The organism is Geminocystis sp. NIES-3709 (genome assembly GCF_001548115.1).
Taxonomy (GTDB): Bacteria; Cyanobacteriota; Cyanobacteriia; order Cyanobacteriales; family Cyanobacteriaceae; genus Geminocystis.
Map to the genome: position 1 here is coordinate 1,768,300 of NZ_AP014821.1, position 24,546 is coordinate 1,792,845.

Here is a 24,546-nt window from a genome sequence, read left to right on the forward strand (position 1 = left end):
AAATTTATGATCAAATTAAATATCGAAAATAGCGTGAAAGTAATAGGTAGTGGGGATCAACTTTATACCCCCCGTATATCTGGTAATAATGTTCTTTGGCAACAACAAGGTAGTACAAGTTTAGAAATTTTCTTTTATAACGGAACTAGCACTACTCAATTAACCAATAATAATATTTATGAGGAGGAGCCAGAAATATCAGGTAATAATATTGTTTGGTCGCAATATGTCGATACAGACGCTGAAATTTTCCTTTATGACGGAATTACTATTACTCAGTTAACTGATAATGATATTAATGATCTTTCTCCACAAATATCAGGTAATAATATTGTTTGGGAAGGGGGTAACGATCAAGATGCTGAAATTTTTCTTTATGACGGAACAACTATTACTCAGTTAACTAATAATGATTTTTGGGATGATAATCCAAGAATATCAGGTAATAATGTTGTTTGGGAAGGTTATACTGACGCATACTCAGAAATTTTCTTTTATGACGGAATCACTACTACTCAATTAACCAATGACGATTTTTATGATTATTCTCCTCGAATATCTGGTGATAATATTGCTTGGTACAATTATAGATTTGACGATTCAAACATTCTCTTTTATAACGGAACCACAACGATTGAATTAGACGATAATTATTATTATGGCGAGATTCCTCCCGAAATATCAGGAAATAAAGTTGTTTGGGCAGATTATGATGGTAATGATGGTGAAATTTTCTTTTATGATGGAGCTACGGTTAGTCAGTTAACCGATAATGATACTGATGATTTTTCCCCTCAAATATCAGGTAATAATGTTGTTTGGCAAGGTGATGATGGTAATGACTCTGAAATTTTCTTTTATGATGGAACTACCATTGCTCAGTTAACTGATAATGATACTAATGATTCTGGTCTTCGAATATCTGGAGATAATATTGTTTGGTTTGGCTCTGATGGCACGACAAGACAGGTTTATTTTCTTGACTTAACTTCTATTTCACCAAGTGTTGCCATTGATGATGTAACTATTACTGAAGATAATAGCGGAACTACTAACGCCGTGTTTACCGTGACTGTTTCTGGGAGTTATACTGAAAGTATTACTGTTGATTATGCGACTGCTGATAATACCGCTAACTCTGGAAGTGATTATATTGCTCAAACGGGTACTTTAACCTTTGCTAATAATGAAACAACTAAAACTATTTCCGTCGAGATTAATGGTGATACAACGGTAGAAGCTAATGAAACTTTTTTCGTTAATCTTGCTAATGCAACTAATGGAACTATAACGGAAAGTGAAGGACAAGGTACTATTATTAATGATGATTTTCCATCCCTTGCCATTGATGATGTGAGTATAACCGAAGGTAATAGTGGTACGATTAATGCTGTTTTTACTGTGACTCGCACAGATACTGCGTTTGATCCTATTACTGTTAATTATGCGACGGCTAATGGTACGGCACTGGCAGGAAAAGATTATATCGCCCAAAGTGGTATTTTAACTTTTGACACGGATGAAACCACTAAAACTATTACCGTCGAGATTAATGGTGATGTAACCCCTGAAAGTAATGAAACCTTTTTTGTTAATCTTACCAATGCCACTAACGCCACCATCACAAAAAGTCAAGGAGAAGGAGGTATTATCAATGATGATAGTTTATTAATTCTAGGTGATGAGAATAATAATAACCTTGTGGGAGGAACAGGAAATGAAACCATACAAGGATTTGCTGGTAATGATACTTTGCAAGGATTTGCTGGTAATGATGTTTTAGTTGGTGGTGATGGAGATGATATTTTAATCGGTGGGAAACATAAAGATTTCTTAAAAGGAGGAGTTGGAAGCGATCGATTTGTGTTTAATAATCTTAGTCAAAGAATAGACAGAATTTTTAGTTTTTCCGTAGAACAGGATGATAAAATTGTGATTTCTGCATCAGGTTTTGGAGGAGATTTAACCCCCAATGTTAACCTCAGTTCAGATCAGTTTGTGATTGGGACTGAAGCAACAAACACAGATCAACGTTTTATCTATAATAGTTCAACAGGCTTTTTATTATTCGATGAAGATGGTAGTGGAATTGCTAGTGGGTTACGTCTTGCCGTTTTAAATACTGGTTTAGCCCTAACTAATAATAGTATTTTTGTGGGGAATTAATAATTTTCCTGTTACAAAAAGTAGAATGTAAGCTGAGTAATAACTTAAGATTTCATTCAGATTATTTTATGGTTCATTGCTTAATTCAGGGGATGCTAAATAGCCTCTGGGAGTAATTAGTAAATCATGATAACGTTTTGTACTACTATTACCGATAATCACCGTTGTTACCATATCGATCGAGTGGTTCAACATTTCTCCTAAAGTCGTTATAATAATATTTTCGTCATCTCTGGTAACAGAACGAGCGATCGCTACTGGAGTATGGGGTTTACGATATTCTAAGAAAATCTTTTGAGTCGTGATAATTTGTTGAGTACGAGTTTGCGATCGAGGATTGTAAATAGCCGTGATAAAATCAGCAGAAGCGGCGGCGGTGATGCGCTTTTCGATAACTTCCCAAGGGGTTAATAAATCACTCAAACTGATGGCACAAAAATCGTGCATTAACGGTGAACCAATTTTCGCCGCCACACTTTGCATTGCAGTTATTCCAGAAAATACTTCTACAGGTGGCTGTTTTCCATCCCAGTTCTGATTTTGCAAAATTTCTAAAACAAGCCCTGCCATACCATAAATACCGCAATCACCTGAAGAAATTACTGCTACCTTCAATCCCCATTTTGCTAACTCGATCGCTCTTTCTGCTCTTTGTCTTTCTTGAGTAATCGGAGAGGATTCGATAATTTGTTCAGGACGTAATAAACTTTTAATCAAATCAATATATAAACTATAACCGATGATAATATCGGCTTCCCTCAAGGCGGTTTTTGCCACCGAAGTTAAATATTCAATGCTTCCGGGACCAGTACCAATAAGATATAATTTACCCTTATTTGGATTATATTCTACATTTGATCGAGCGATCGCTACTGTTACTGCACCCTTTTCCCCTTCTTGACGTATAATTTGTTTCGGCACAATCAAATGAGGTGATTTTTGTTGATTTTCTCTTAAATTAGGCAAAAGTGCCGATTTTAAAGCCGATGCCTCGGCTACACTAGGTGTACCAACTTCTTCTTTAACAATGCTTGATGGATTAGGCACCGCTACTGAGTTTAATTCTTCCGCCGTGAAGGTATGTAAAGCTAAACCCCATTTTTTTCCTAACATTAAAATTCCTAATTCATCTTTTTTTAGATCGATCGTAGCTAAAGATGCAATGGATTTTCGTTCTAAATTATACTTATCCAATACTTGTGTAACCGCAGATTCTATCAAAGAGGGAGAAGTATCTCTTTCGCAACCGATACCAACCCACAAAATACGAGGATGCCAACTCACACAAGGAATATCAATATTAGGAGGTTTTTCTGCTCCAATATATACCATTGCTTTCTCTGTATTTTCTCTTATTATAGATTTAGAATCTTTGGTATTTTCAAAAATAAAAGGATGAGAAGAAGGTAAAGAATTTTGCCACCAATTTAAACCTAAATCTTGTCTAATTAAAGTAGGTAAATTACGAGCAATATTTATACTAACTTCTGTCCAATTTCCTTTTCCTCTTTGCCAACCAAATATATTGCCAAAAGTGTCGATCGAGGGTAAATTAAGATTATAAGATGCACTGGTAATTATTGCTTTTGCATCTAATTGATGAGCAATTAATTCTGTTAATTTATCTGCATTAGCTTGATGACCACCGAGTAAACTAATAACATATTTAGTGTGAGGATCGATAACTATGATTGCTGGATCTTTTTTTTTGTTTGTCAATAAAGGAGAAACTAAACGAACTACTGCACCGATCGTTAAACTAAAGATAATACCTTCAGAATTTTCCCAAATGTTAGCTAAATGTTGAGACAAAGATTCATGATAATATTTCGTATTTTTTAGAGTTGAATTAGGCTGTAAATTTACCAATTTTTCAGAAATTTTTAACTTTTCTGGTAACCATAAAATACCCTCACTAATTTTAACTAAAGATTGTAATTGAATAGCATTTTTTTCAGTAACAGTAATAAAATTGAGGGGAGAAAAATCAGTAAAAAGAATGGACATATTGATAAATAATTAATAGGCTATAGCAAAGTATATTTTAAAGTTAGGTAGAAAGTCTAATTTTTGAGCCTTCTTCGGTTTTATATACCTCGATTCTTGTTTGAAATGCCTCTTTAAATTGAGGCATATGAGTTACGGTCAATATACAAGCGAAGTCTTCCGCAATGGCGTTTAAAGCGGCAATAAGACGATCGCATCCTTCGCTGTCTTGAGTACCAAAACCTTCATCTACAATGAGTAATTGTAAGGGAGTGCCAGATCTTTGGGCTAAAATGCGGGATATTGCTAAACGAATGGCAAAATTGATGCGAAATGCCTCACCACCAGAATAAGTTTCGTACGATCGAGTTCCTTGACTATCGGCTATGATAATATCTAAAGTATCTTTCAAAGAAGCAGATTTACTGCTTCGGGCTTTCGGTTTTTGGGTTAAAAATTGAACATGTAACTGACTTCCTGTCAAACGAGCTAAAAGATTATTTGCTTCTGTTTCTAGCTGAGGTAAAATATTTTCAATCATCAAAGACTGAATACCGTTTTTGCCAAAAGCGATACTTAATTCCTGATAAATTCTATAGTTTTTCTGACATTCTTCTAAAATTTTTTCTAGTTTTAGTCGATCTTTTTCTCTATCTTTTAAAGTAGCTAAAGACTGCTCTAAACCACCTTTTTTTCTAAATAAATCATCAATATTTTTGCGATATTGTTCCCATTGTTGCTGTAAAGTCTGTAACTCTAAACTATAATCTTTCAAAGAAGATAACTGTTCTTCAATAGCTTTTAACTCTGTTTCGGTAGTTAATTTTTCTTGTTGATAGTTGTCTAAATTAGTGGTTAATTGTTGTAACTTTTTCTCTAATTGAGGATGTTGTTTTTTTCCTTCTTGTAATTGTAAATATTGAAATTCATAAGATTGTAATTGTTGTAAATTTTGTCGAATATTTTGATGATAATTACTATCATAATTAATCTCTTGAATTTCCCTGTTAATTTCATTAATTTTTAATTGTAAAGAAGAATTTTCAGTAAGTTTTTTAAACTCTAATTCTAACTCATTGATTTTGTTATCTAATTCTGGTTTTCGTTTCAATAATTTATTTAAGTCATTCTGGACATCTTTTATTTTTAACTGTTGATATTCTACTTTTCTTAAATTTGATTCTTCTTGTCTTAATAAAGCATGATCTTTCTCATTATAATTAAAGGATTCGATCGTGTTTTGAATTTCTAATAATTGTTGTTGAATTTCTGGAGCATAATTACCGCTAGTTAATAACTGTGTTAACTTTTCTTTTTCTGCTTGATTTTTCTCATATTGATTATATATATCTTCAATGGAATCTAATTGATTTTCTAATTTAATATAACTTTGTTTTAAAATATTTTCATTGACTAATTCTTGATTTAATTTTCCGTACTCAAGCCTTAATTTTTCTAACTCTCTTTCACAGTTTCTTTTTTCTGTTTTATAATGCCAAGATTCTGATTCTAACTGTTTTTCTTCTTCTCTTGTTTTCATGATTACATGAGTTAAATGATTGTCGTCTAATTCTCGATCGCACAATGGACACACAGCATGATCTTGATTTAAAATATCAAGTTTTTGATGTAATTTTTCTATTTGTTTTTCAATAGTTTTTTGATTATTCAAATAAATTTCAATTAAACTTTTTTGACTTTCTCCTTTTTCTTGGACTCTTTTTTGATAATTTTTTTTATTTTCTAATTCTTTAAGTTGTTTTTCTAAGTTAAAAAAATCTTGTCTTTTTTTGGGAACTTCTGCTAATTTTACGTGTAAATTCATTTCCTCCTGTTTAATTCTTTCTAATTCCATTTCTAATTTTGCTAACTCTCTTTCTAAAGCAGTTTTCAAATTTTGTTGTTGTTGTAAAAAAGGTACAATATCTTTTTGTATCTCATCTAATTGTTTTAATCTTTCTCGACACATTTTTAGGGCTTGAATTTCTGTTGTTAAATCTCCTGTTTTTATAACAATTTTTTCTAGTTCTTCCTGTTGTTTGATTAAGTTTTCAAGGTTAGTTTTTTCTTTTTGAATATTAAGAATTAAGTTATTACTTTCTTCCCTTAAATTTTCTTCTAATTTCTGTTTTTTAGTCAACAAATTCTGATAAATTTGAAATCGATCGTTTAACTGCTGATCTTCAACTCTTAAATCTTGTAAGTCTTGATATTTTTCCGTGATAATACTTTTTTGTTCGAGGATAATATTTAACTTATTAATCTCCTCATCAACGCCCATTTTTTCCGTTTCTAAAGTCTTGATACGTTGAATAATATTATCCAATTGATTCCTTTGCCATAATACTCGATCATGCAATGAATCTCTTTGACTATGAAGTAAATTAATTTCTTTAAGTTTAATAGATTTTTCTTCTTCCTTAAGCTGAAGATATTGTAAATCTTTTTCAGTATTTTCTAATTCTAAGTTTATAGCTTGTTTTTCTTCTAGTTGACTTAAAATATCTTCTAAATTTCGAGCTATTTCTTCACTTCTAATTTTATATTGTTTAGCTGAATCTTTTGCTGATTCTGCCAATTTTTCGTATTGTTCTAATTTTAATAAATCCGCTAAAATTTTTTTTCTTTCTGCTGGTTTTCGCAACATAAATTCATCGGCTCTACCTTGTCTTAAATAAGCAGAATTAATAAAGGTATCATAGTCTATTTTCAAACAATTTAAAATGTTATCTTGGGTATCTTTTAAACCTTTTCCTGATAAAGATTTATAACCATTACTACTAACAATTTGAAAATCTAAAGTCCCACTTCCCTTACGCTGACGAGTACGAATAATACGATAATATTCTTTATTATAAATAAACTCAAAGTCCACCCTTGTATTTTTCTCTCCTAAATGAATAATATCATCATCACTAACGGTACGAGTTTTACCCCAAACAACCCAAGTAATAGCCTCTAAAAGAGATGATTTTCCGGCACCATTTGCACCACAAATACAGGCAGTGTGAAGCCCATTAAAATCTAGATTTGTCGATCGATAACTTAAGAAATTTTTAAGGGTTAACTTTCTCGGAATCATAACAATTAGGGATTAGAAGTTAGGGGTTAGGGATTAAGGATTAACGGTTAAAGATTAATCAATAAATTCACCGTGTAATAAATTGAACTCAAAATTCTTGAAGTAGTCATTACTCACTACTTATTACTCATTGCTTCTTATTGTGGTTCGCCAAAAATGATAACCGATCGAGTAATTTGTTGCATTACTTCTGTGGTAACGTCACTAACGGCTAAACCTCCAGCAGTACGACGGCGGACAGATCTTAATATAACAAGATCATAATCATATTTTTCCGCAGTGTGTAGAATGGCTTGGGCAGGATTTGGATAACGTAATGTTTTGATTGTAACAGATATTTGAGAAGCTATCTTTTCAATAGCAATATTTAAGGCAGATTTAAAGATGTCAATTTGATTTTTAGTAACTTTTCGATCGTGGACATGAAGCAGAGTTATACTAGCTTTATTACTACTGGCAAAAATAGACGCAAAACGAATGGTATTAAGAGTTTTTTGATCTATATTTTTAACAGGTACAAGAATTTGATGGATATTAATAGGATCATCTAAAAGTTGCATGACAGCCACAGGACAATGAGAAGACCAAAATACATTATCAATTAAATTACCAAATAAACGAGCTTGAATGGTACTATTAGCACTCCATCCCATCACAATTAGATTAGCTTGGTTTTCTCTTGCTGTGCGACTGATAGCTTCCGCTAAATCATCGTCAATACGAATAACGGGCTTAACAGATACTTGAAATGGCTCACTATATTGTATTGCTCTTGTTAATAGTTTATTCCCGTTTCGTAATCCAATATTTAACTCTGGCTCATCCATATGGACATGAGCTTTTACAATAGATAAAGGTATCACTAATCCCGACTCAGAACGAGCTAAAATTGAACCGATTTCGATCAACATTTTTTCCGTTTGAGGATTGGAAATAGGTACAACCACGGTAAAAATAGATTGAGATCCTATGACGGATACTTCTTCTTTTTCAGAAATATTGACAGGTTGGATCAAAGAAACATCGACATCAGGCTGAAATAAATTACGAGCATATTTTCCGGTTAAAATAGGCCCCGTCACAGAAGTGATTAACATCATCACAATTACGGCATTAAACACCGCATCCGATAATAAACCCGCTTCCACTCCGACTAAAGTTGCCGCTAAAGTTGCCGCTACTTGAGGTAATGACAATGACCACATTGTTAAACATTGATCCCAACTATATTTATAGAGTAATTTGGGGATAAGTGCTGCTAAAAATTTTGCAATAAATAATCCTCCTACAATAGCAACGGTAAGAGCAAATTCTTGGCTTAAAGTTGAAATAAAACCTGATATGTTTAGAATAAGCCCGATCGAGACGAAAAAACAAGGTATAAATAAAGTACTACCGACAAATTCAATTTTTTCTTTAACCGGCCCTTTTCCTACTACATCATTGATGGCTAAACCGGCCAAAAATGCACCAACAATTTTATCTACATTGATTAATTGTGCGCCGACGGAAGCCAAAAATACTGCCAATAACACGAACAAAAATTGATTACTTTCTTCATCTCCTGTACGTCTAAAATACTCCTTTCCTACTTTATCAATGCCCCACAATACTCCAGCACAATATAAAACTAAACTTCCGATTTGAAAAATAAGAGTACCGACAGTAAACTCTCCCCCATGAATAGATACACAGATAGCTAACACCAATAAAGCGCCTATATCAGTAAAAATAGTTGCTCCAATGGTAATCACCACCGCTTCGTTACCCACAACTCCCAAGCGATTTACGATCGGATAACCTAAAAGAGTATGAGAAGCTAAAAGAGAACCGAGTAAAATAGAGGAATTTAATCCCATATTAAAGGTTAAACCGATTAAAGTACCAATTATAAGGGGAACAATAAAAGTACAAAACCCAAAAGTCAGAGAACGATTTTTACTCTTATGGAAGTCATCCAAATCAATTTCTAACCCTGCGACAAACATTAAATAAATTTTGCCGATGTCAGCTAATAGTTTGACAGATTCACTTTTCTCATCGAGTAATCCTAAGCCTTCGCCACCAAAAATAACACCAGCTACCAATAAACCGACTAACCCCGGTAACTTAATTTTTTCAAAAATGGGGGGAATGGTGACAATTACCAATAAAAGAATTGTAAATGTAATGAGGGGACTATCGGGAATTGCCTTAAAAAATTGTTCCATGAATATTAAAATTCGATCGGGTTAAATCTTTTATATCATACTTAAATTTTTTACCAATCAAAGATTTAAAGACATTTCTTAGAAAAAAAGATACGATTTACTAAAAAAATATTCTCCTAAAATTTGAATTTCAAATGTATGTTATAGTCTTTCTAATATAGCAAAATTAATTGTATCAATATTTATTTTTTCTATCTACCCATCATTGAATAAGTTCTTACCTATTAACTCTTACTTATTACTTATTACTTAAAAATCTTTTTTTCATCCTTATTAAAAAATTTTTTTCCTTTGATACCTAATTTTAAGAATAAATCTTACTTAATCAGTTTTATTTAAGAATAAACTTTTAAAAGAAAACATCTAAGTAGTTAAAAAAAAGGTAAACACTCAAAATTATAATTAATAACATTTTTCAGAAAAATACCGAAATATACTGATTGTTTAATAAAAAAAAGACATTATGATCGTGGATATAGAGAAATATTCTTCAAAATGAGGACGAGATTATGGAAGCAGAATTAACACTAGAGGAGAAATTGGATAAACCTTGGTGGAATCGTCCCCTATTGGGAGAAAAAACTCTCATTGATTATCTTTTCGGTCAATCTTTGCGCATTAATATTCCCCCAGAATATTTAACTCTTTATAATAGTGCGATCGAAAAAACAGAAAATATTAATTTAACTCTTAAAGCCTTATTCAACGAGAAATTTGCCAGTAAAGATTTTTTGGCTTATGCGAGAATTCAAAGTTATTTAGATAGATATTATCAGCATAAAAAACATTATTTTATAGTAGGTAAAGAATTTTTTAAACCTTTATTAGATAATTTAGATGTTTTTATCAAATTAAATGAAATAGAAAAAGAATATAATGATAGCACTTTTTTAGAATTTTATCATCAATGTCTTGAATTAATTAAACAACAACCTAATAAGCTAATTTTTCAAGAAAAATTAAGAAAGTTAAAACAGTATTTTCAGACACAAGTTGATCAAGAAAAAGAACAAGTAACCATCAGTGTTTATACAAAATATTTATTTGCTCTTTCCGAATCTCCTCACCTGTTAAATATCTTTTATCAGATTAAAATTAACAGAATTGAGAAATGGGAACTCCTGAAAAAAATTAAAGAGTTTATTGATTACAATATAAAACATGATATTGAGGAACTAAAATGTTTTGTTTTGTTAGTTAAAAATAACGAAAATGAACTAAAAGAAATCGCCACTAAAATTATCAAAATAAAAAAAGAAGAAGGGGAAGATTTTTTAATTATTTCTGGAATTTTGCAATATATAACCCTCAGCTATAAATATGAACAATATTATTCACAATTTCAACTTTTTTTAAGTTATTTAAGTAAATGGGAAAAAACTTACTCTTATATTATTAATTTTCGGGAAAAATATCCTAGTGATCAATACTATCATCCCCCTTATTTTAAAGTAAGGTTAGCTGGATTTGATCTGTACAAAAGCTATCATGATTATTTGAATACCAGTTATTTGACAAAATACATATAATTGAAAATGTTAGGTTTCAGATGTTAAATTATAGATTTATAACGGTTTTATTGTTTTTTGATAACCTAATCAATTTACGACTCTTTGAAGATTGTTATAGTTATTTCAATTAAGATTGAAACAATTTTTTTATTGACAATAATTATAAGTCGAATTATTTATAGATTTTGCTAAAAGTGCGTAACATTAGTTATTAACTCACACATACTCCAAGATAAATTGGCGAGAATAGGTAAAACGTGAGTTTTTGCTTCTATCTGAAATTTCCTTGACTCATTTTAGATTAATCCCAAAGTCAGGTATATTAGATTAGAATTTGTTACACACTCAAAAATAATCATTAAAGTATGAAAATAGTCGTCACTGGCGCGAGTGGCTTTTTAGGCAGACATCTATTACCTCAACTAAAAAAAGAATATCCTCAAGCAGAAATCATCGGTTTATCCTCTCAAAATTATGACTTGATGAATCCTCTTGAAGTTATCAAAATGTTTGAAGACTTACATCCTGAAATATTAATACATTTAGCTGCTTATTCAGGGGGAATTGGAGCGAATAGAGCTTACCCTGCAGATTTTTATTATCGTAACACTCTTTTAACTGCTTTGGTCTTTGAACAAGCCGCCAAATTTAATGTAAAAAAAATGATTTACACAATGGGAGGGTGTAGCTACCCTGCAACTGCTACTTCTCCTATTGATGAGTCCCAAATGTGGCAAGGTTATCCTCAAAAAGAAAGCGCTGGTTATTCTAGTGCAAAAAAAATGGGTATTGTTGCTTCTCAATCTTATCGTACTCAATATGGTTTAAATTCTGTTGTATTAATTCCGGGTAATTTATATGGGGAATATGATAATTTTCGGAATAATGAATCTCATGTTGTACCTGCGTTAATTCGTCGTTTTTATGAAGCGAAGTTAAATCAATTAGAAGAAGTTTCTATGTGGGGAAGTGGTACTCCTAAAAGAGATTTTGTTTATGCTCAAGACGTGGCAAAAGTTATACCTTATTTTATTGAAAATTATGATTCTAGTGAGCCGATCAATATTTCTTCTGGTACAACTACACCAATTAAAGAATTAGCTGAATTAGTTAAAGAAACTACTGGTTTTGAAGGTAAATTAACTTGGGATACCACTAAACCTGATGGACAAATGGTTAAAATTTTTGATGTTACTAAGTTAAATTCTTTAGGGTTATCTTGTGATACTAATTTAAAAGAAGGTTTAGAAAAAACTTTTACATGGTTAAGTAAAAATTATGAAAATCAAACCGATGGAATTAGACTCTAATTTGAAAATTATTATTATTGGTGGAGAAGGTTTTGTTGGTTCAGCTTATGCTCGTTATTGTCAGAAAAATAGTCTTGATTATTTAATCATAAATAGAGCTAATTATCAAGATAATATCGGTACAGAATGTGATTTATTAATCAACGCTAATGGTAATTCCAAGAAATTTTTGGCTAAAGAAAATCCTTTACTAGAATTTGATGAGTCTGTCCGTTCTGTGCGACGATCGTTAATAGATTTTCCAGCGAAAAAGTATATATTTTTGTCTTCTTGTGACGTTTATCCTGATTGTTCAACTCCCGAATCAACAAAAGAAGATACGATGATTGACATTTCACAACAAAGTCCTTATGGTTTTCATAAATATTTAGCTGAACAATGTGTGCGTCACTGTCATTCAGACTGGTTAATCTTTCGTATGGGAGGATTTGTCGGAGAAGGTTTGAAAAAAAACGCCATTTTTGATATTTTGCAAGAGGACAAACTTTGGTTGCATCCACAAAGCCAATTGCAGTACATTCACACTGATATAGCCGCACAAATCGTCATGGAGATTATCAAACAGGGATATACTAAGGAAGTTTTTAATCTTTGTGGTAATAGTTTAGTTAAATTACAGGAGATTATTGATTTAACTAAAAGTAAGGTGACAGTAAATTTGAATATTCCTCCTGTTTGTTATGAGGTTTCGATCGATAAAATTCAATCTATAGTCAATATACCTTCTACCCATGAAACCGTAATTGATTTTGTAAAATCGACAAAAAAATAAACCAATGAAACCATTAGATATTCTGCTCAATGGTTAATTATTCATTGCTAATTACTCACTGATAGCTAATAATAAATTATTAATAATTAAAGTAAAGAACTATGACAACAAAAGAAAGAACTCTGCCTAAATTTGATTATTCCACAGTTCAAATTAGTAAAGAAGAAAGTTTAATTTATTATGAAGATATGGTTTTAGGTCGCTTATTTGAAGATAAGTGTGCTGAAATGTACTATCGTGGTAGGATGTTCGGATTTGTTCACCTCTACAACGGACAAGAAGCAGTATCTAGCGGTATTGTTAAATCTCTCAAACCTGATTATGACTATGTATGTAGTACCTATCGAGATCACGTTCACGCTTTAAGTAGTGGAGTTCCTGCAAAAGAAGTCATGGCAGAACTTTTTGGGAAAGCGACAGGATGTAGTAAAGGACGTGGTGGTTCAATGCATATGTTTTCAGCAGAGCATAAGTTGTTAGGTGGTTATGCGTTTGTCGCAGAAGGAATCCCCGTCGCCACAGGAACGGCTTATCAAAGTATGTATCGTCGTTTAGCTTTAGGTGATAAAGATTTTGATCAAGTAACGGTTTGTTTTTTTGGAGATGGTGCTAGTAATAATGGTCAATTTTTTGAGTGTCTGAACATGGCCGCATTATGGAAACTACCGATTCTTTATGTTGTAGAGAATAATAAATGGGCGATCGGCATGGCTCACGAACGGGCGACTTCTCAACCAGAAATTTATAAAAAAGCTAGTGTTTTTAATATGGAAGGTTATGAAGTAGATGGGATGGATTTATTAGCCGTCAGAGATGTTGCTAAAAAGGCGATCGAACGTGCTAGGGCAGGAGAAGGTCCCACCCTTATAGAAGCCTTAACCTATCGTTTTAGAGGGCATTCTTTAGCCGATCCTGATGAATTAAGAGATCCCCAAGAAAAAGAATTTTGGAATGCTAGAGATCCTATCATTAAATTTGCTAAATACTTAACTGAGAATAATATTGTAACTCAAGCAGAACTAGACGCAATCGATCGAAAAGTAGAAGAAACTATTCAAGAAGCGGTGGAATTTGCAGAATCCAGTCCAGAACCAGATCCTAGTGAATTGTATCGTTATATTTTTGCTGAAGATTAGGTTATCTTACTGAAATTAAGAAAATAGTTAATTAGCAATTAGCTATTAGTTATCAGCTTATTGTGAAGTTAAATTTCTGATAAACATTAGTAATTGATTACTTATTCTTTAATAGAAAAAAGACTAAAGACTAAAAGCCAACAGCTAAAAGCTAATCACTTTAATTAAAAGTGTCTAAAATTATCACAAATGATTTAGATGTATATAAGTCTCAATTACTACTCCCAAAACCTTATTCATCAAAGGGTTTCTTGTATTTAACTGAGGCAATTATAAAGCTAACACCTAACACCTAACTCCGAACTTTGTATGACTTTGTTGGAGAGTCGAAAAACTGTATATTGGTAATGGTATAAAAAATAACTTATTATGAGAACTAATTATTGTGGCGACTTACGCCTCGAACATTTAGATGAAATTGTAACTCTTTTTGGTTGGGTCGATCGAAGACGGGATCACGGTGGTGTTATCTTTATTGATTTACGAGACAGATCTGGTGTAGTGCAAATAGTCAGCGATCCGAACCGTACTCCAGAATCTTACAAGAATGCAGAAAGTTTACGCAGTGAATATGTAGTAAAAATTATCGGAAAAGTATCTAAACGTCCGGGAGAATCCCTTAACCCCAAATTACCTACAGGGAAAATTGAAATTTATGCGACAAAGATAGAATTACTTAACGGTGTTGCTAAACAGTTGCCGTTTCAAGTTTCCACCGTTGAAGATGAAAACGTTAGAGAAGATTTAAGACTCAAATATCGTTATCTTGACTTAAGACGAGAACGCATGAGTAGTAACTTAATATTACGCCATCAAGTGGTTAAGGCAATGCGTCGTTTCCTTGAAGATGAACAAAATTTCATAGAAATTGAAACTCCTGTACTAACTCGATCGACTCCCGAAGGAGCGAGAGATTATCTAGTGCCTTCCCGAGTAAATGAAGGGCAGTGGTATGCTTTACCTCAATCACCCCAGTTATTTAAGCAGTTGTTGATGGTGTCAGGTTTCGATCGATATTATCAGATTGCAAGGTGTTTTAGAGATGAAGACTTACGAGCAGATAGACAACCAGAATTTACTCAGCTAGATATGGAAATGAGTTTCATGTCAGAGCATGAGATAATTGAGCTTAACGAAGGCTTAATTTGTCATATCTTCAAAAATGTCAAAAATATTGATTTACCTCGTCCTTTCCCTCGTCTAACCTACGCAGAAGCGATGAATAGATATGGTAGCGATCGACCTGATACCCGTTTCGGTTTAGAATTAGTAGATGTGTCGGACATCATGAAAGATTCGGGATTTAAAGTATTTGCTGATGCTATCAAAAAAGGCGGTACAGTGAAAGTTTTACCAATTCCAGATGGCAACGACAAAATTTCTAACGTCAGAATTAAACCAGGGGGCGACTTATTTACAGAAGCCACCATTGCCGGTGCAAAAGGTATTGCTTATATTCGAGTTAGGGAAAATGGAGAAATCGACACCATTGGTGCTATAAAAGATAACCTCACTCCTGAGCAAAAACAGATATTATTAGACAAAACTGGAGCTAAAGCAGGACATTTACTCCTATTTGGTGCAGGAGAAACCACTATAGTCAATAAATCTCTCGATCGCTTAAGATTAGTTCTAGGGGAACAATTGGGCTTGATTGATGAAGATAAAATGAACTTAGTATGGGTAACAGAGTTTCCTATGTTTGAGTGGAATGCTGATGAGAAACGCCTCGAAGCCTTACATCATCCTTTTACCGCACCAAATCCTGAAGATTTAGACGACTTAGCCAATGCCCGTGCCTTAGCTTACGACTTAGTCTTAAATGGTGTCGAAATTGGAGGAGGAAGTTTAAGAATTTATCAACGGGAAATACAAGAAAAAGTTTTCTCTACCATTGGCTTATCTGAAGAAGAAGCAAAAAACAAATTCGGCTTTTTATTAGAGGCGTTTGAATATGGTACACCACCTCATGGGGGGATTGCCTATGGACTCGATCGACTGGTAATGTTATTAGCAAAAGAAGATTCTATCAGAGATGTTATTGCCTTCCCCAAAACTCAACAAGCCAGTTGTTTATTAACAGAAGCACCAGCAGAAGTAGATAGTAAACAATTAAAAGAGTTACATATTGTTTCTACTTATAAAGCAAAATGACGGTTGACAGTTGAGAGTTGATAATTCTCAATTGTTTCTTTGGAATTTTCATACTCTAATGAGCATTTTATGTCAAAATTATTAAAAGATTAATATAAATAGGGTTAACATTACTGTTATGGCAGGTAAAATCAAAAAAGGTACATTTGTTAAAGCTATTCGTGAAAAATTAGTAAATAGTTTGGAAGCTAAAGCTAGTGATAATCGTTTCCCCTCTTATCTTTTCGAGAGTAAAGGTGAAGTTTTAGACTTCAATGAAGAATATGCTTTAGTTAGATTTTACACTCCTACTCCTAGTGTATGGCTCAAATTAGATCAATTGGAAATAGTCGAATAAATTATGACTAAACCTCTGACAGCTTGTCATATTAAAAATTTCCCCAAAGTCTCCATCATTGGGGCTGGAAATGTGGGTAAGACTCTTGCACAAAGAATAGTTGAGCATAATCTTGCAGATGTTTGTTTGTTGGATATTGTCGAAGGCTTACCCCAAGGCATTGCCCTTGATTTAATGGAAGCAAGGGGTTTAGAATTACACACACGCAAAGTGGTTGGCACTAACGATTATCAGGATACAGCTAACTCAGACGTGATTGTCATAACCGCAGGAATTGCCCGTAAACCGGGGATGAATCGGGAAGATTTATTGAAAATTAATGGGAAAATTGTCACAGAAGCGGCTCAAAAATGCGTTAATTACTCTCCCAATGCTCTTTATTTGGTAATTACTAATCCTTTGGATGTGATGACTTATTTGGTGTGGAAAACGACTGATTTAGCCACATCAAAAGTTGTCGGCATGGCAGGGGTTTTGGATTCTGCTCGTTTACAAGCATTTATTGCTATGGAATTGGGGGTATCTTTTAATGATGTACAAGGAATGGTATTAGGTGGCCATGGAGATTTAATGTTACCATTACCTCGTTATTGTACCGTAAGCGGTATTCCTATTACGGAATTGATGGATGAATCTACTATTAATCGTTTAGTGCAACGCACAAGGGATGGTGGTGCAGAAATTGTGAAATTATTGAAAACTGGTAGCGCTTTTTATGCTCCTGCTTCTTCTGCTTATTATATGATCGAGTCAGTATTGTTAAATCAGTCTCGTTTATTACCTGCGGCGGTGTATCTGCAAGGGGAGTACGGTTTAAATGATATTTTCTTGGGTGTACCCTGTCGTTTGGGATATTGTGGTGTTGAGCAAGTTTTGGAAATTAATCTTACTACTAAAGAAATAGATGCTTTACAAGAGTCGGCTCGATCGGTTCGTGATAATATCGATTTAGCACTTACCCAATTAACAATTAATAATTAAAAGTTTCTTCTATTCATTATTCATTAAGCTAAGACGCATTTAACTTACATTTTTTCTATTAATAAAAAACGGTGAAACTCTTAACCCTTGCCTTTTGCCTATTGCCTACCTTCACCAGTCAACTTAGATTCGTAGTAGCTTATTCACTATTCACTATTCACTATTTTAATGTTTGATCGAGAAAAAGATAGACCAACATGGGATGAATATTTTATGTTAATGGCAAAGTTAGCAGCAACTCGCTCAACTTGTCTGGCTTTTCCTGTGGGTGCAGTTATTGTAAAAAATCGTCAAGTGTTGGCAACAGGTTATAATGGCTCTCCATCAGGTTCAATTCATTGTACAGCTCAAGGTTTTTGTTATGAAGGGTTAAGTAGTTGTGATGCTAGTAAAACTTTACCATCAAGAGCAGTTCATGCGGAAGCAAATGCGATCGCCCAAGCAGCTAGACACGGTATCGCTACGGATGGGGCAACTATTTATGTTACTCTTGAGCCTTGTATTGCCTGTTTAAAGTTGATTATTTCCGCAGGAATTAAAGAGGTTTTCTATGAAACTAATTTTAATATGGGAGAAAAATTAATCGTCAGAGATTTTTTTGTTAAGGATAATTTAGTTAATTTGTATCCTATGAGGGTAAGAGAAAATGTAGCACAAACCGCTAGTAATTTTTTAATTGAGCCTGTTTCGGTAGTTAAACTATAATTGAGTAGTCAGTGGAATTTTAAGACTAGCAAACTAAATGATTGCTGACTATTGATAGCTGATAGCTTCGTGTTATAAAAAAATATGGTTTCATCTGAATTAATTATCCCCGAACTTAGTCTCGATCGAGATTGTACCACTTTATCTCGTCACGTTTTACAACAACTAAAGAGTTTTTCTGCCGATGCTCAAGATTTGAGTGCGATAATGAGTCGCATTGCTTTGGCAGGAAAATTAATTGCTCGTCGTCTTAGTCGTGCGGGTTTAATGGAAGGAGTGTTAGGATTTACAGGAGAAAGCAACATACAAGGAGAATCCGTCAAAAAAATGGATGTTTATGCCAATGAGGTGTTTATTTCCGTTTTTAAACAAAGCGGTTTAGTGTGTCGTCTCGCTTCGGAAGAAATGGAAAAACCCTATTATATTCCTGAAAATTGTCCTATTGGTCGCTATACTTTATTATACGATCCGATCGATGGCTCATCCAACGTAGATATTGACTTAAATGTCGGCTCGATTTTTGCCATCCGACAACAGGAAGGAGAAGATTTAGACGGGGAAGCCAAAGATTTATTACAAGACGGATCAAAACAAATTGCCGCAGGATATATACTTTATGGGCCTGCAACCGTGTTGGTTTATACTATGGGTAAAGGTGTCCATTCTTTCTTTTTAGATCCTAGTTTGGGGGAGTTTATCTTAGCACAGGAAAACATAAAAATTCCAGATCAAGGCTCTGTGTATAGCGTTAATGAGGGTAATTTTTGGCAATGGAATGAGTCTATTAGGGATTATATCCGTTATGTTCACCGTCATTATGGTTATACAGGACGTTATAGTGGTGCATTAGTGGGAGATATTCACCGTATCTTAATGCAAGGGGGGGTATTTTTATATCCAGGTACAACAGACAAACCTGAAGGCAAATTAAGATTATTATATGAAACTGCGCCTTTAGCTTTTATTGTTGAACAAGCAGGGGGCAAAGCATCCGATGGATTAAACCGAATACTAGATATTGTACCAAAGAAAATTCACCATAGAACCCCTGTGATTTTAGGTAGTAAAGAAAATGTTGAGTTAGTTCAATCTTTTATTACACAAGTTGATAATCATAAGGGTTAAAGCATTAATATAATAAGTATTCTGTCATTGCGAGGCAACGAAGTAATCTTTTCAATCGGCTATAATTAACCGTATAAGTACATAAATGGTAAACTAAAAATAAAATTAGTCATTTAGCATTATGGATGCAATCACTTATACTCAAGCCCGAAAAAATTTTACCCATGTAATGAATCAGGTTTGCGAAAATCATGCCCCAATTATCATTACTCGTCAATCAGAAAAACCTGTTGTCATGATGTCTCTTGAAGATTATAGTTCTCTCGAAGAGACATTATATTTATTAAGAAGTCCAAAAAATGCTCAACGACTTTACAAAGCATTAGGAGAATTAAAACAAGGAAAATACGAAAGCCATGAGTTAATCGAAGATGAATAATAATTATGAAAATTTCCTTTTTGGAAGACGGTTGGCATGATTATTTGTATTGGCAAAATCAAGATAAAAAAACTTTAAAAAGAATTAATCAAATCATCAAAGATATAGAAAGGAATCCTTATGATGGTATTGGCAAATCTGAACCCTTAAAATTTGATTTTAGTGGATTATGGTCAAGACGTATTAATCAAGAACATCGCTTAATTTATCAGATTTTAGACGATGAAATTATTATTATTCAATGTCGTTATCATTATTAATTATGAGATAAAATTGTTATCCATCACTTCAGATAAAATTATTGTATCAAAAACTCGATCAAATTTTTATGAGTAATTTAGTAAAATTATTAGTAATTAGTAATGGTCATGGAGAAGATATTATTGCCTTAAAAGTTATTAAAAAATTAAAAGCAATTAATCCTCATATCTCGATCGTATCTTTACCATTAGTAGGAGAAGGTTTTGCTTATGTTCAAGAAAATATACCATTTATTGCTCCCGTAAAAAAAATGCCTTCCGGTGGTTTTATTTATATGGATAATAAACAATTATGGAAAGATGTTAATAATGGTTTAATTGGGTTGACTTTAACTCAGTTTAATGCTGTTAAATCTTGGGCAAAAAAAGGAGGTTATATATTAGCGGTAGGAGATATTTTACCTCTTTTATTCGCTTGGTTAAGTCGAGCAAATTATAGCTTTATTGGTACTGCTAAATCTGAATATTATTTACGAGATGAAGAAGGTTTTTTACCGAATATTTCTAAAATCGATCGAGTTTTTGGTTCAATCTATTACCCTTGGGAAAAATGGTTAATGAAGGATAAACGTTGTTTTGGGGTTTTTCCAAGAGATTCTATTACAACAACAGCACTGCAAAAAGAAGGTATTTCTGCCTACGACTTTGGGAATCCGATGATGGATGATTTAACTATATCTGCCTTACCTGTCGATGATGAACATTTATTAAGAATTTTACTACTACCCGGTTCAAGATTACCTGAATGTATAGATAATTGGGAATTAATACTTACGGCTATTGATGGTATTATTAATAGTCAATCTAAAGACTTAATTTTTATAACAGCGATCGCACCTTCTTTGAATTTGGGTGATTTTACTGTAAAATTAGAAAATCAACAATGGCAAGAGGAGACAATAAAATCCGTAAATATACCGATTAACGATCGTAAGATAATGTTATTTACTAAGAGAAAGGTAAAATTAATCTTAACTCAGAACGCTTACGCCCAATGTTTGAACTATTGCGATTTATCTATAGCTATGGCTGGTACAGCCACAGAACAATTTGTAGGATTAGGAAAACCAGCTATCGCCTTTCCGGGTAATGGAGCACAGTACAATCAACAATTTGCTCAAAATCAAAGCCGTTTATTAGGCATTTCTCTACAGTTAGTTAACCATCCGGAACAAGTAGCAGAAAAGTTACAAGAGTTGTTATCACAACCAGATTTATGGCAATCCATCGCCGTTAATGGAAAAAAAAGATTGGGAGATAAAGGTGCGGCGGAAAGAATAGCAAAATTTATTATCAAAAAAATTACCCCCTTAATGGACAATAGTTAAATCAATTATGGATGTTCAAGAATTAATCGAAAGATATCATCGAGGAGAAACAAATTTTCAGAAAGTAGATCTTCAGGGGCAAACACTAGGTAAGATCAATTTAAGTAGAATCAATCTCAAAGAAGCAGACTTAAGAGATGTTAACTTAGTTGATTGTATTTTACCTCAAGCTAACCTGAAAGAAGCTAATCTTACTAATGCGATAATTCAAGGAAATTTAAAAGAAGTTAACCTAATTCAAGCTAATTTAACCGCCGCTAATTTAGAAAAATCTGATTTGACAGATAGTAGTTTGCGCAATGCTATTCTTACGGAAACAAATTTTAGTTATGCCATTTTAACCTGTAGTTTATTACATGATAGCAACCTCAAAAAAGCTAATCTCAGTCATGCAAAAATGCTTAATTGTCTTTTAAGTCGTGCTAATTTGACGGATGCTAATTTACAGGGTGCTAATTTACAAGGGGCGAATTTAACTAATGCTATTCTGATGAATGCTAACCTCGAAGGGGCTAATTTATCTCTCAGTCAAATGAATGGAGTTAATGGAGTGGGTATAATTGCACCTCATGCGAATTTTAGTCACGCTAACTTAAGTGGTGGTAACTTCGCTAATGGTAATTTTGAAAATAGTAATTTTTACGATAGTGTGATGATTTGGAGTAGTCTTAAAATGACTAATTTTTCCCATGCTAATTTATCAGGTGCGAAACTTTCTTGGTCTAATTTTACTCGATCGAATTTAACTAAAGCGAATTTAGTCAATGCTAATATTAGTCAAGTTAATTTTGAGCTCGCTAATTTAGAGGAAATTGTCATTAAAGAGTGAACTATTTCTAATGATTCATTACTAGAGTCATCGTCTGGGAAATAGATTTGAGAAAAGAGTTAGCAATTTCTGGCTCTAATTTGTCCGTTGAATCATCCCAATTGATTAAAAATGAGTAATAAGCCCAATGATTTTCAGAAAAACGTACCCCTCCTGCAATCGATAAAGCATATTGGGGAGTAAAACTAATGCTTCCTCCTTTAACGTAGCCTAATGCCCCTTCAGGGATAAATTTATTAATAATATTAGGAAGGCTTAATATCCTTTTAAATTCGGTTAATGTCTCTGATTTTTGAAAAAATTTTCCTTGCAAAGCCTCAGCATAAAAGTTGACAAAATCTTGAGGAGAAGACATCATCGTTTGTCGATTATTAATAATATTTCTGGTGGGATTTTTCAAATTATTGATCTCTTGAGAGATTTTTTGCCAACCTAAATCTATGTTATTATCTGCACCTAAAAGATAAGAAAAAAAGATTCTAGTACTATCAGGAATTATGGTATTTTTGAGACCTATTTCTTCTATTAATTGTCTTACTTTTTCAGGATTTATATGATGAAGAATCATATCCGTTGCTGTGTTGTCACTGTGCATCATCATCGCTTCTAAGGCAATCAAAGCAGTTGTTTTTCCTGATAATTCTTCAAATACTGGACTAGATAATGTTCTAACGTTATCATCGATCGAGAGTTTATCCGTAAATGTTACTTTTCCAGCCTCCATTTGTCGCAAAAATTCTGTTAAAACATAGACTTTAAAACTGCTACCACAAAAAAGCGACATCTCAGGATTTAAAGAAACTTTCCAAGAAGTATTATTTTTTATTGCTAAAACTTCCATCGCTTTTTGTCCGGGTAATGAAGAAAAAAGATTAATAATTTTTGTTTGTAAATCCTGAGAATTATTAACTGCTTTTGTAGCAAGAGGATAGAAAGTTGTTGCTAAACCACTAATACCTAGTATTTGTGCAAAATAACGGCGAGATAATTTCATAATAAGTTTTTAATGTAATTGGATAAAAGGGGAACTAAAAAATTACATAAATTTTGACTTTTAACCGAGAATTTTTTAAATTATATAGCAACAAACGGGATAGTTAGGATAAATAAATTATTACAATTTTTCCACAATTCAGAAAATAGGGAATAAACAATATAAAAGTGTCTTAATCAACTCATTATCGGCTATGGCAGTCTTAAATAATTTGTGTAAAATTTCCTAATTCCTAATTCCTAACTCGTAATTCCTAACTCCCAATTCTTAATATCTTTCGTCAATTACAATCCATTCATAACCGTTAATGATGCCTTGAAAATAATCAGACATCGTTTCTATGGGATAAGGAGTATTACCATTTTCCCCAAACCATCGATCGTAAATATCAATGGAACTTGGAGTATCTGTCACAACTCCTTGCATAAATTTGACAATGCTATAATTAACCAGATTACGCCATCGAGATTCATCTTCAGGAAGACTACAAGCATAAGATTCTATCATGTAAGGAAATTCTGGCACAATTTCGTATTTTTTCGGGTTATCCGCCTGTTTTTTCAAGGCTTGTAATAAAATACCATCTCCAGCAAAACTATCTATTTCACCTTTTTGTAATTTTTGCCATCCTTCTTCTTCACTGGAAACAAAAATTAATTGAGCATCTTTAGCAAAGATTTTCATCGCTTTTTCATTAGTTGTGTTGGGAATTACCCCAATTTTTGCTCCGGCTAAAGAGTTGCTGTTGGCAAAACCACTTCCTTGAGTAACAATCATTTGTGTGCCACTAGCAAAATAACTCACTGAAAAATCGACAATTTTTTCTCTTTCCCATGTTATGGTAGTTGAACCACATTCAATCTGAATATCACCATTTTGGATTTTTTCAAAACGATTATTGGGATCAACTTCAATTAACTCTAATTTTATTGGTTTTCCCAGTTGTTTTTCTGTTTCCGAGCGAATCAACTCTAAAATATCTAAAGAATAGCCGATGGGTTTTCCCTGATTATCAGAAAAAGCAAAAGGAGGAGTATCTTGACGATAACCGGCTTTGATAACTCCAGTATTCTTGATTTGATCCAAAATTTCTCCAGCTAATACAGGCATTTGTACCCCACTAACTAAAGAAAATGAAAGCACGATCGAAATTAACTTATTAAACATTATCGATAAAAAATCTTTTTGGACAAATTAAACAATTTAAGAAATAAAATGATCGGTTTTACTCCCTTTTCAGAGGTATTTTATCTTGAGTGAGTCTTAGATTCCGAAAAAACC

19 protein-coding genes are annotated in these 24,546 nt (G+C 33.0%); 14 read left to right on the top strand and 5 right to left on the bottom strand.

Annotation, left to right across the window (positions count from 1 at the left end; all coding sequences use genetic code 11):
- Nucleotides 1-6: 6 nt before the first annotated feature.
- The gene (locus GM3709_RS20435; protein ID WP_066117984.1) at nt 7-2,166 is read left to right on the top strand and encodes a Calx-beta domain-containing protein; all 2,160 of its coding nucleotides are present in this window, start codon (nt 7-9) and stop codon (nt 2,164-2,166) included.
- A gap of 66 nt (nt 2,167-2,232) precedes the next feature.
- Here GM3709_RS20435 and cobJ read toward each other — a convergent pair whose 3' ends face one another.
- The 3 genes from cobJ to GM3709_RS07620 form a co-directional block, all read right to left on the bottom strand.
- Nucleotides 2,233-4,173, bottom strand: a complete 1,941-nt coding sequence (gene cobJ / locus GM3709_RS07610) for a precorrin-3B C(17)-methyltransferase (RefSeq protein ID WP_066117986.1) — start codon at nt 4,171-4,173, stop codon at nt 2,233-2,235.
- A gap of 43 nt (nt 4,174-4,216) precedes the next feature.
- Nucleotides 4,217-7,234 (bottom strand): exonuclease subunit SbcC, encoded by a 3,018-nt coding sequence (gene sbcC / locus GM3709_RS07615; RefSeq protein WP_066117988.1) that lies wholly within the window; start codon nt 7,232-7,234, stop codon nt 4,217-4,219.
- A 137-nt stretch (nt 7,235-7,371) separates the two neighbouring features.
- Nucleotides 7,372-9,444, bottom strand: a complete 2,073-nt coding sequence (locus GM3709_RS07620) for a cation:proton antiporter (protein ID WP_066117989.1) — start codon at nt 9,442-9,444, stop codon at nt 7,372-7,374.
- Nucleotides 9,445-9,953: 509 nt separating this feature from the next.
- Between GM3709_RS07620 and GM3709_RS07625 the strand changes: the two genes are divergently transcribed.
- The 13 genes from GM3709_RS07625 (at nt 9,954) to GM3709_RS07685 (ending at nt 22,271) form a co-directional block, all read left to right on the top strand.
- Nucleotides 9,954-10,973, top strand: coding sequence for a hypothetical protein (locus GM3709_RS07625; RefSeq protein ID WP_066117991.1), 1,020 nt, complete (start codon nt 9,954-9,956; stop codon nt 10,971-10,973).
- 347 nt (nt 10,974-11,320) lie between these two features.
- Complete coding sequence (locus tag GM3709_RS07630) at nt 11,321-12,265, top strand: NAD-dependent epimerase/dehydratase family protein (protein WP_066117993.1); 945 nt, start codon at nt 11,321-11,323, stop codon at nt 12,263-12,265.
- On the top strand, nt 12,234-13,037 hold the full coding sequence (locus GM3709_RS07635) for an NAD(P)-dependent oxidoreductase (protein ID WP_231937636.1): 804 nt from the start codon (nt 12,234-12,236) through the stop codon (nt 13,035-13,037). Before GM3709_RS07630 ends, GM3709_RS07635 begins: the two co-directional genes overlap by 32 nt.
- Before the next feature lie 101 nt (nt 13,038-13,138).
- Nucleotides 13,139-14,173, top strand: a complete 1,035-nt coding sequence (pdhA, locus tag GM3709_RS07640; protein ID WP_066117996.1) for a pyruvate dehydrogenase (acetyl-transferring) E1 component subunit alpha — start codon at nt 13,139-13,141, stop codon at nt 14,171-14,173.
- Nucleotides 14,174-14,542: 369 nt separating this feature from the next.
- Nucleotides 14,543-16,327 (top strand): aspartate--tRNA ligase, encoded by a 1,785-nt coding sequence (gene aspS / locus GM3709_RS07645; RefSeq protein WP_066117998.1) that lies wholly within the window; start codon nt 14,543-14,545, stop codon nt 16,325-16,327.
- A gap of 118 nt (nt 16,328-16,445) precedes the next feature.
- Entirely contained in the window at nt 16,446-16,664 is a 219-nt protein-coding gene (locus tag GM3709_RS07650) for an NAD(P)H-quinone oxidoreductase subunit O (RefSeq protein WP_066118000.1), read from the top strand.
- A gap of 3 nt (nt 16,665-16,667) precedes the next feature.
- Nucleotides 16,668-17,645, top strand: coding sequence for a malate dehydrogenase (mdh, locus tag GM3709_RS07655; RefSeq protein WP_066118002.1), 978 nt, complete (start codon nt 16,668-16,670; stop codon nt 17,643-17,645).
- A 168-nt stretch (nt 17,646-17,813) separates the two neighbouring features.
- Nucleotides 17,814-18,350, top strand: coding sequence for a dCMP deaminase family protein (locus tag GM3709_RS07660; RefSeq protein WP_066118004.1), 537 nt, complete (start codon nt 17,814-17,816; stop codon nt 18,348-18,350).
- An 84-nt stretch (nt 18,351-18,434) separates the two neighbouring features.
- On the top strand, nt 18,435-19,475 hold the full coding sequence (fbp, locus tag GM3709_RS07665) for a class 1 fructose-bisphosphatase (protein WP_066118006.1): 1,041 nt from the start codon (nt 18,435-18,437) through the stop codon (nt 19,473-19,475).
- A 121-nt stretch (nt 19,476-19,596) separates the two neighbouring features.
- On the top strand, nt 19,597-19,854 hold the full coding sequence (locus GM3709_RS07670) for a type II toxin-antitoxin system Phd/YefM family antitoxin (RefSeq protein WP_066118011.1): 258 nt from the start codon (nt 19,597-19,599) through the stop codon (nt 19,852-19,854).
- A 5-nt stretch (nt 19,855-19,859) separates the two neighbouring features.
- Nucleotides 19,860-20,114 (top strand): Txe/YoeB family addiction module toxin, encoded by a 255-nt coding sequence (locus tag GM3709_RS07675; RefSeq protein WP_066118013.1) that lies wholly within the window; start codon nt 19,860-19,862, stop codon nt 20,112-20,114.
- A gap of 68 nt (nt 20,115-20,182) precedes the next feature.
- Nucleotides 20,183-21,442: a lipid-A-disaccharide synthase-related protein gene (locus GM3709_RS07680; protein WP_066118015.1), complete on the top strand. Its 1,260-nt coding sequence runs from the start codon at nt 20,183-20,185 to the stop codon at nt 21,440-21,442.
- A gap of 7 nt (nt 21,443-21,449) precedes the next feature.
- Entirely contained in the window at nt 21,450-22,271 is an 822-nt protein-coding gene (locus GM3709_RS07685) for a pentapeptide repeat-containing protein (protein WP_066118017.1), read from the top strand.
- Between the two features lie 7 nt (nt 22,272-22,278).
- Here the strand turns inward: GM3709_RS07685 and GM3709_RS07690 are convergent, their stop codons facing one another.
- Both GM3709_RS07690 and GM3709_RS07695 read right to left on the bottom strand, forming a co-directional pair.
- Complete coding sequence (locus tag GM3709_RS07690) at nt 22,279-23,265, bottom strand: serine hydrolase (protein ID WP_066118020.1); 987 nt, start codon at nt 23,263-23,265, stop codon at nt 22,279-22,281.
- Nucleotides 23,266-23,532: 267 nt separating this feature from the next.
- Nucleotides 23,533-24,432, bottom strand: coding sequence for an amino acid ABC transporter substrate-binding protein (locus GM3709_RS07695; protein WP_082712962.1), 900 nt, complete (start codon nt 24,430-24,432; stop codon nt 23,533-23,535).
- Nucleotides 24,433-24,546: the final 114 nt, after the last annotated feature.

Coding starts and splice junctions, on each gene's coding strand:
- GM3709_RS07675 (WP_066118013.1), top strand. CDS start 19,860: ATGAAAATTTCCTTTTTGGAAGACGGTTGGCATGATTATTTGTATTGG.
- GM3709_RS07630 (WP_066117993.1), top strand. CDS start 11,321: ATGAAAATAGTCGTCACTGGCGCGAGTGGCTTTTTAGGCAGACATCTA.
- GM3709_RS07625 (WP_066117991.1), top strand. CDS start 9,954: ATGGAAGCAGAATTAACACTAGAGGAGAAATTGGATAAACCTTGGTGG.
- GM3709_RS07685 (WP_066118017.1), top strand. CDS start 21,450: ATGGATGTTCAAGAATTAATCGAAAGATATCATCGAGGAGAAACAAAT.
- GM3709_RS07670 (WP_066118011.1), top strand. CDS start 19,597: ATGGATGCAATCACTTATACTCAAGCCCGAAAAAATTTTACCCATGTA.
- GM3709_RS07680 (WP_066118015.1), top strand. CDS start 20,183: ATGAGTAATTTAGTAAAATTATTAGTAATTAGTAATGGTCATGGAGAA.
- GM3709_RS07620 (WP_066117989.1), bottom strand. CDS start 9,444: ATGGAACAATTTTTTAAGGCAATTCCCGATAGTCCCCTCATTACATTT.
- fbp (WP_066118006.1), top strand. CDS start 18,435: ATGGTTTCATCTGAATTAATTATCCCCGAACTTAGTCTCGATCGAGAT.
- cobJ (WP_066117986.1), bottom strand. CDS start 4,173: ATGTCCATTCTTTTTACTGATTTTTCTCCCCTCAATTTTATTACTGTT.
- pdhA (WP_066117996.1), top strand. CDS start 13,139: ATGACAACAAAAGAAAGAACTCTGCCTAAATTTGATTATTCCACAGTT.
- mdh (WP_066118002.1), top strand. CDS start 16,668: ATGACTAAACCTCTGACAGCTTGTCATATTAAAAATTTCCCCAAAGTC.
- aspS (WP_066117998.1), top strand. CDS start 14,543: ATGAGAACTAATTATTGTGGCGACTTACGCCTCGAACATTTAGATGAA.
- GM3709_RS07690 (WP_066118020.1), bottom strand. CDS start 23,265: ATGAAATTATCTCGCCGTTATTTTGCACAAATACTAGGTATTAGTGGT.
- sbcC (WP_066117988.1), bottom strand. CDS start 7,234: ATGATTCCGAGAAAGTTAACCCTTAAAAATTTCTTAAGTTATCGATCG.
- GM3709_RS07635 (WP_231937636.1), top strand. CDS start 12,234: ATGAAAATCAAACCGATGGAATTAGACTCTAATTTGAAAATTATTATT.
- GM3709_RS07660 (WP_066118004.1), top strand. CDS start 17,814: ATGTTTGATCGAGAAAAAGATAGACCAACATGGGATGAATATTTTATG.
- GM3709_RS07695 (WP_082712962.1), bottom strand. CDS start 24,432: ATGTTTAATAAGTTAATTTCGATCGTGCTTTCATTTTCTTTAGTTAGT.
- GM3709_RS20435 (WP_066117984.1), top strand. CDS start 7: ATGATCAAATTAAATATCGAAAATAGCGTGAAAGTAATAGGTAGTGGG.
- GM3709_RS07650 (WP_066118000.1), top strand. CDS start 16,446: ATGGCAGGTAAAATCAAAAAAGGTACATTTGTTAAAGCTATTCGTGAA.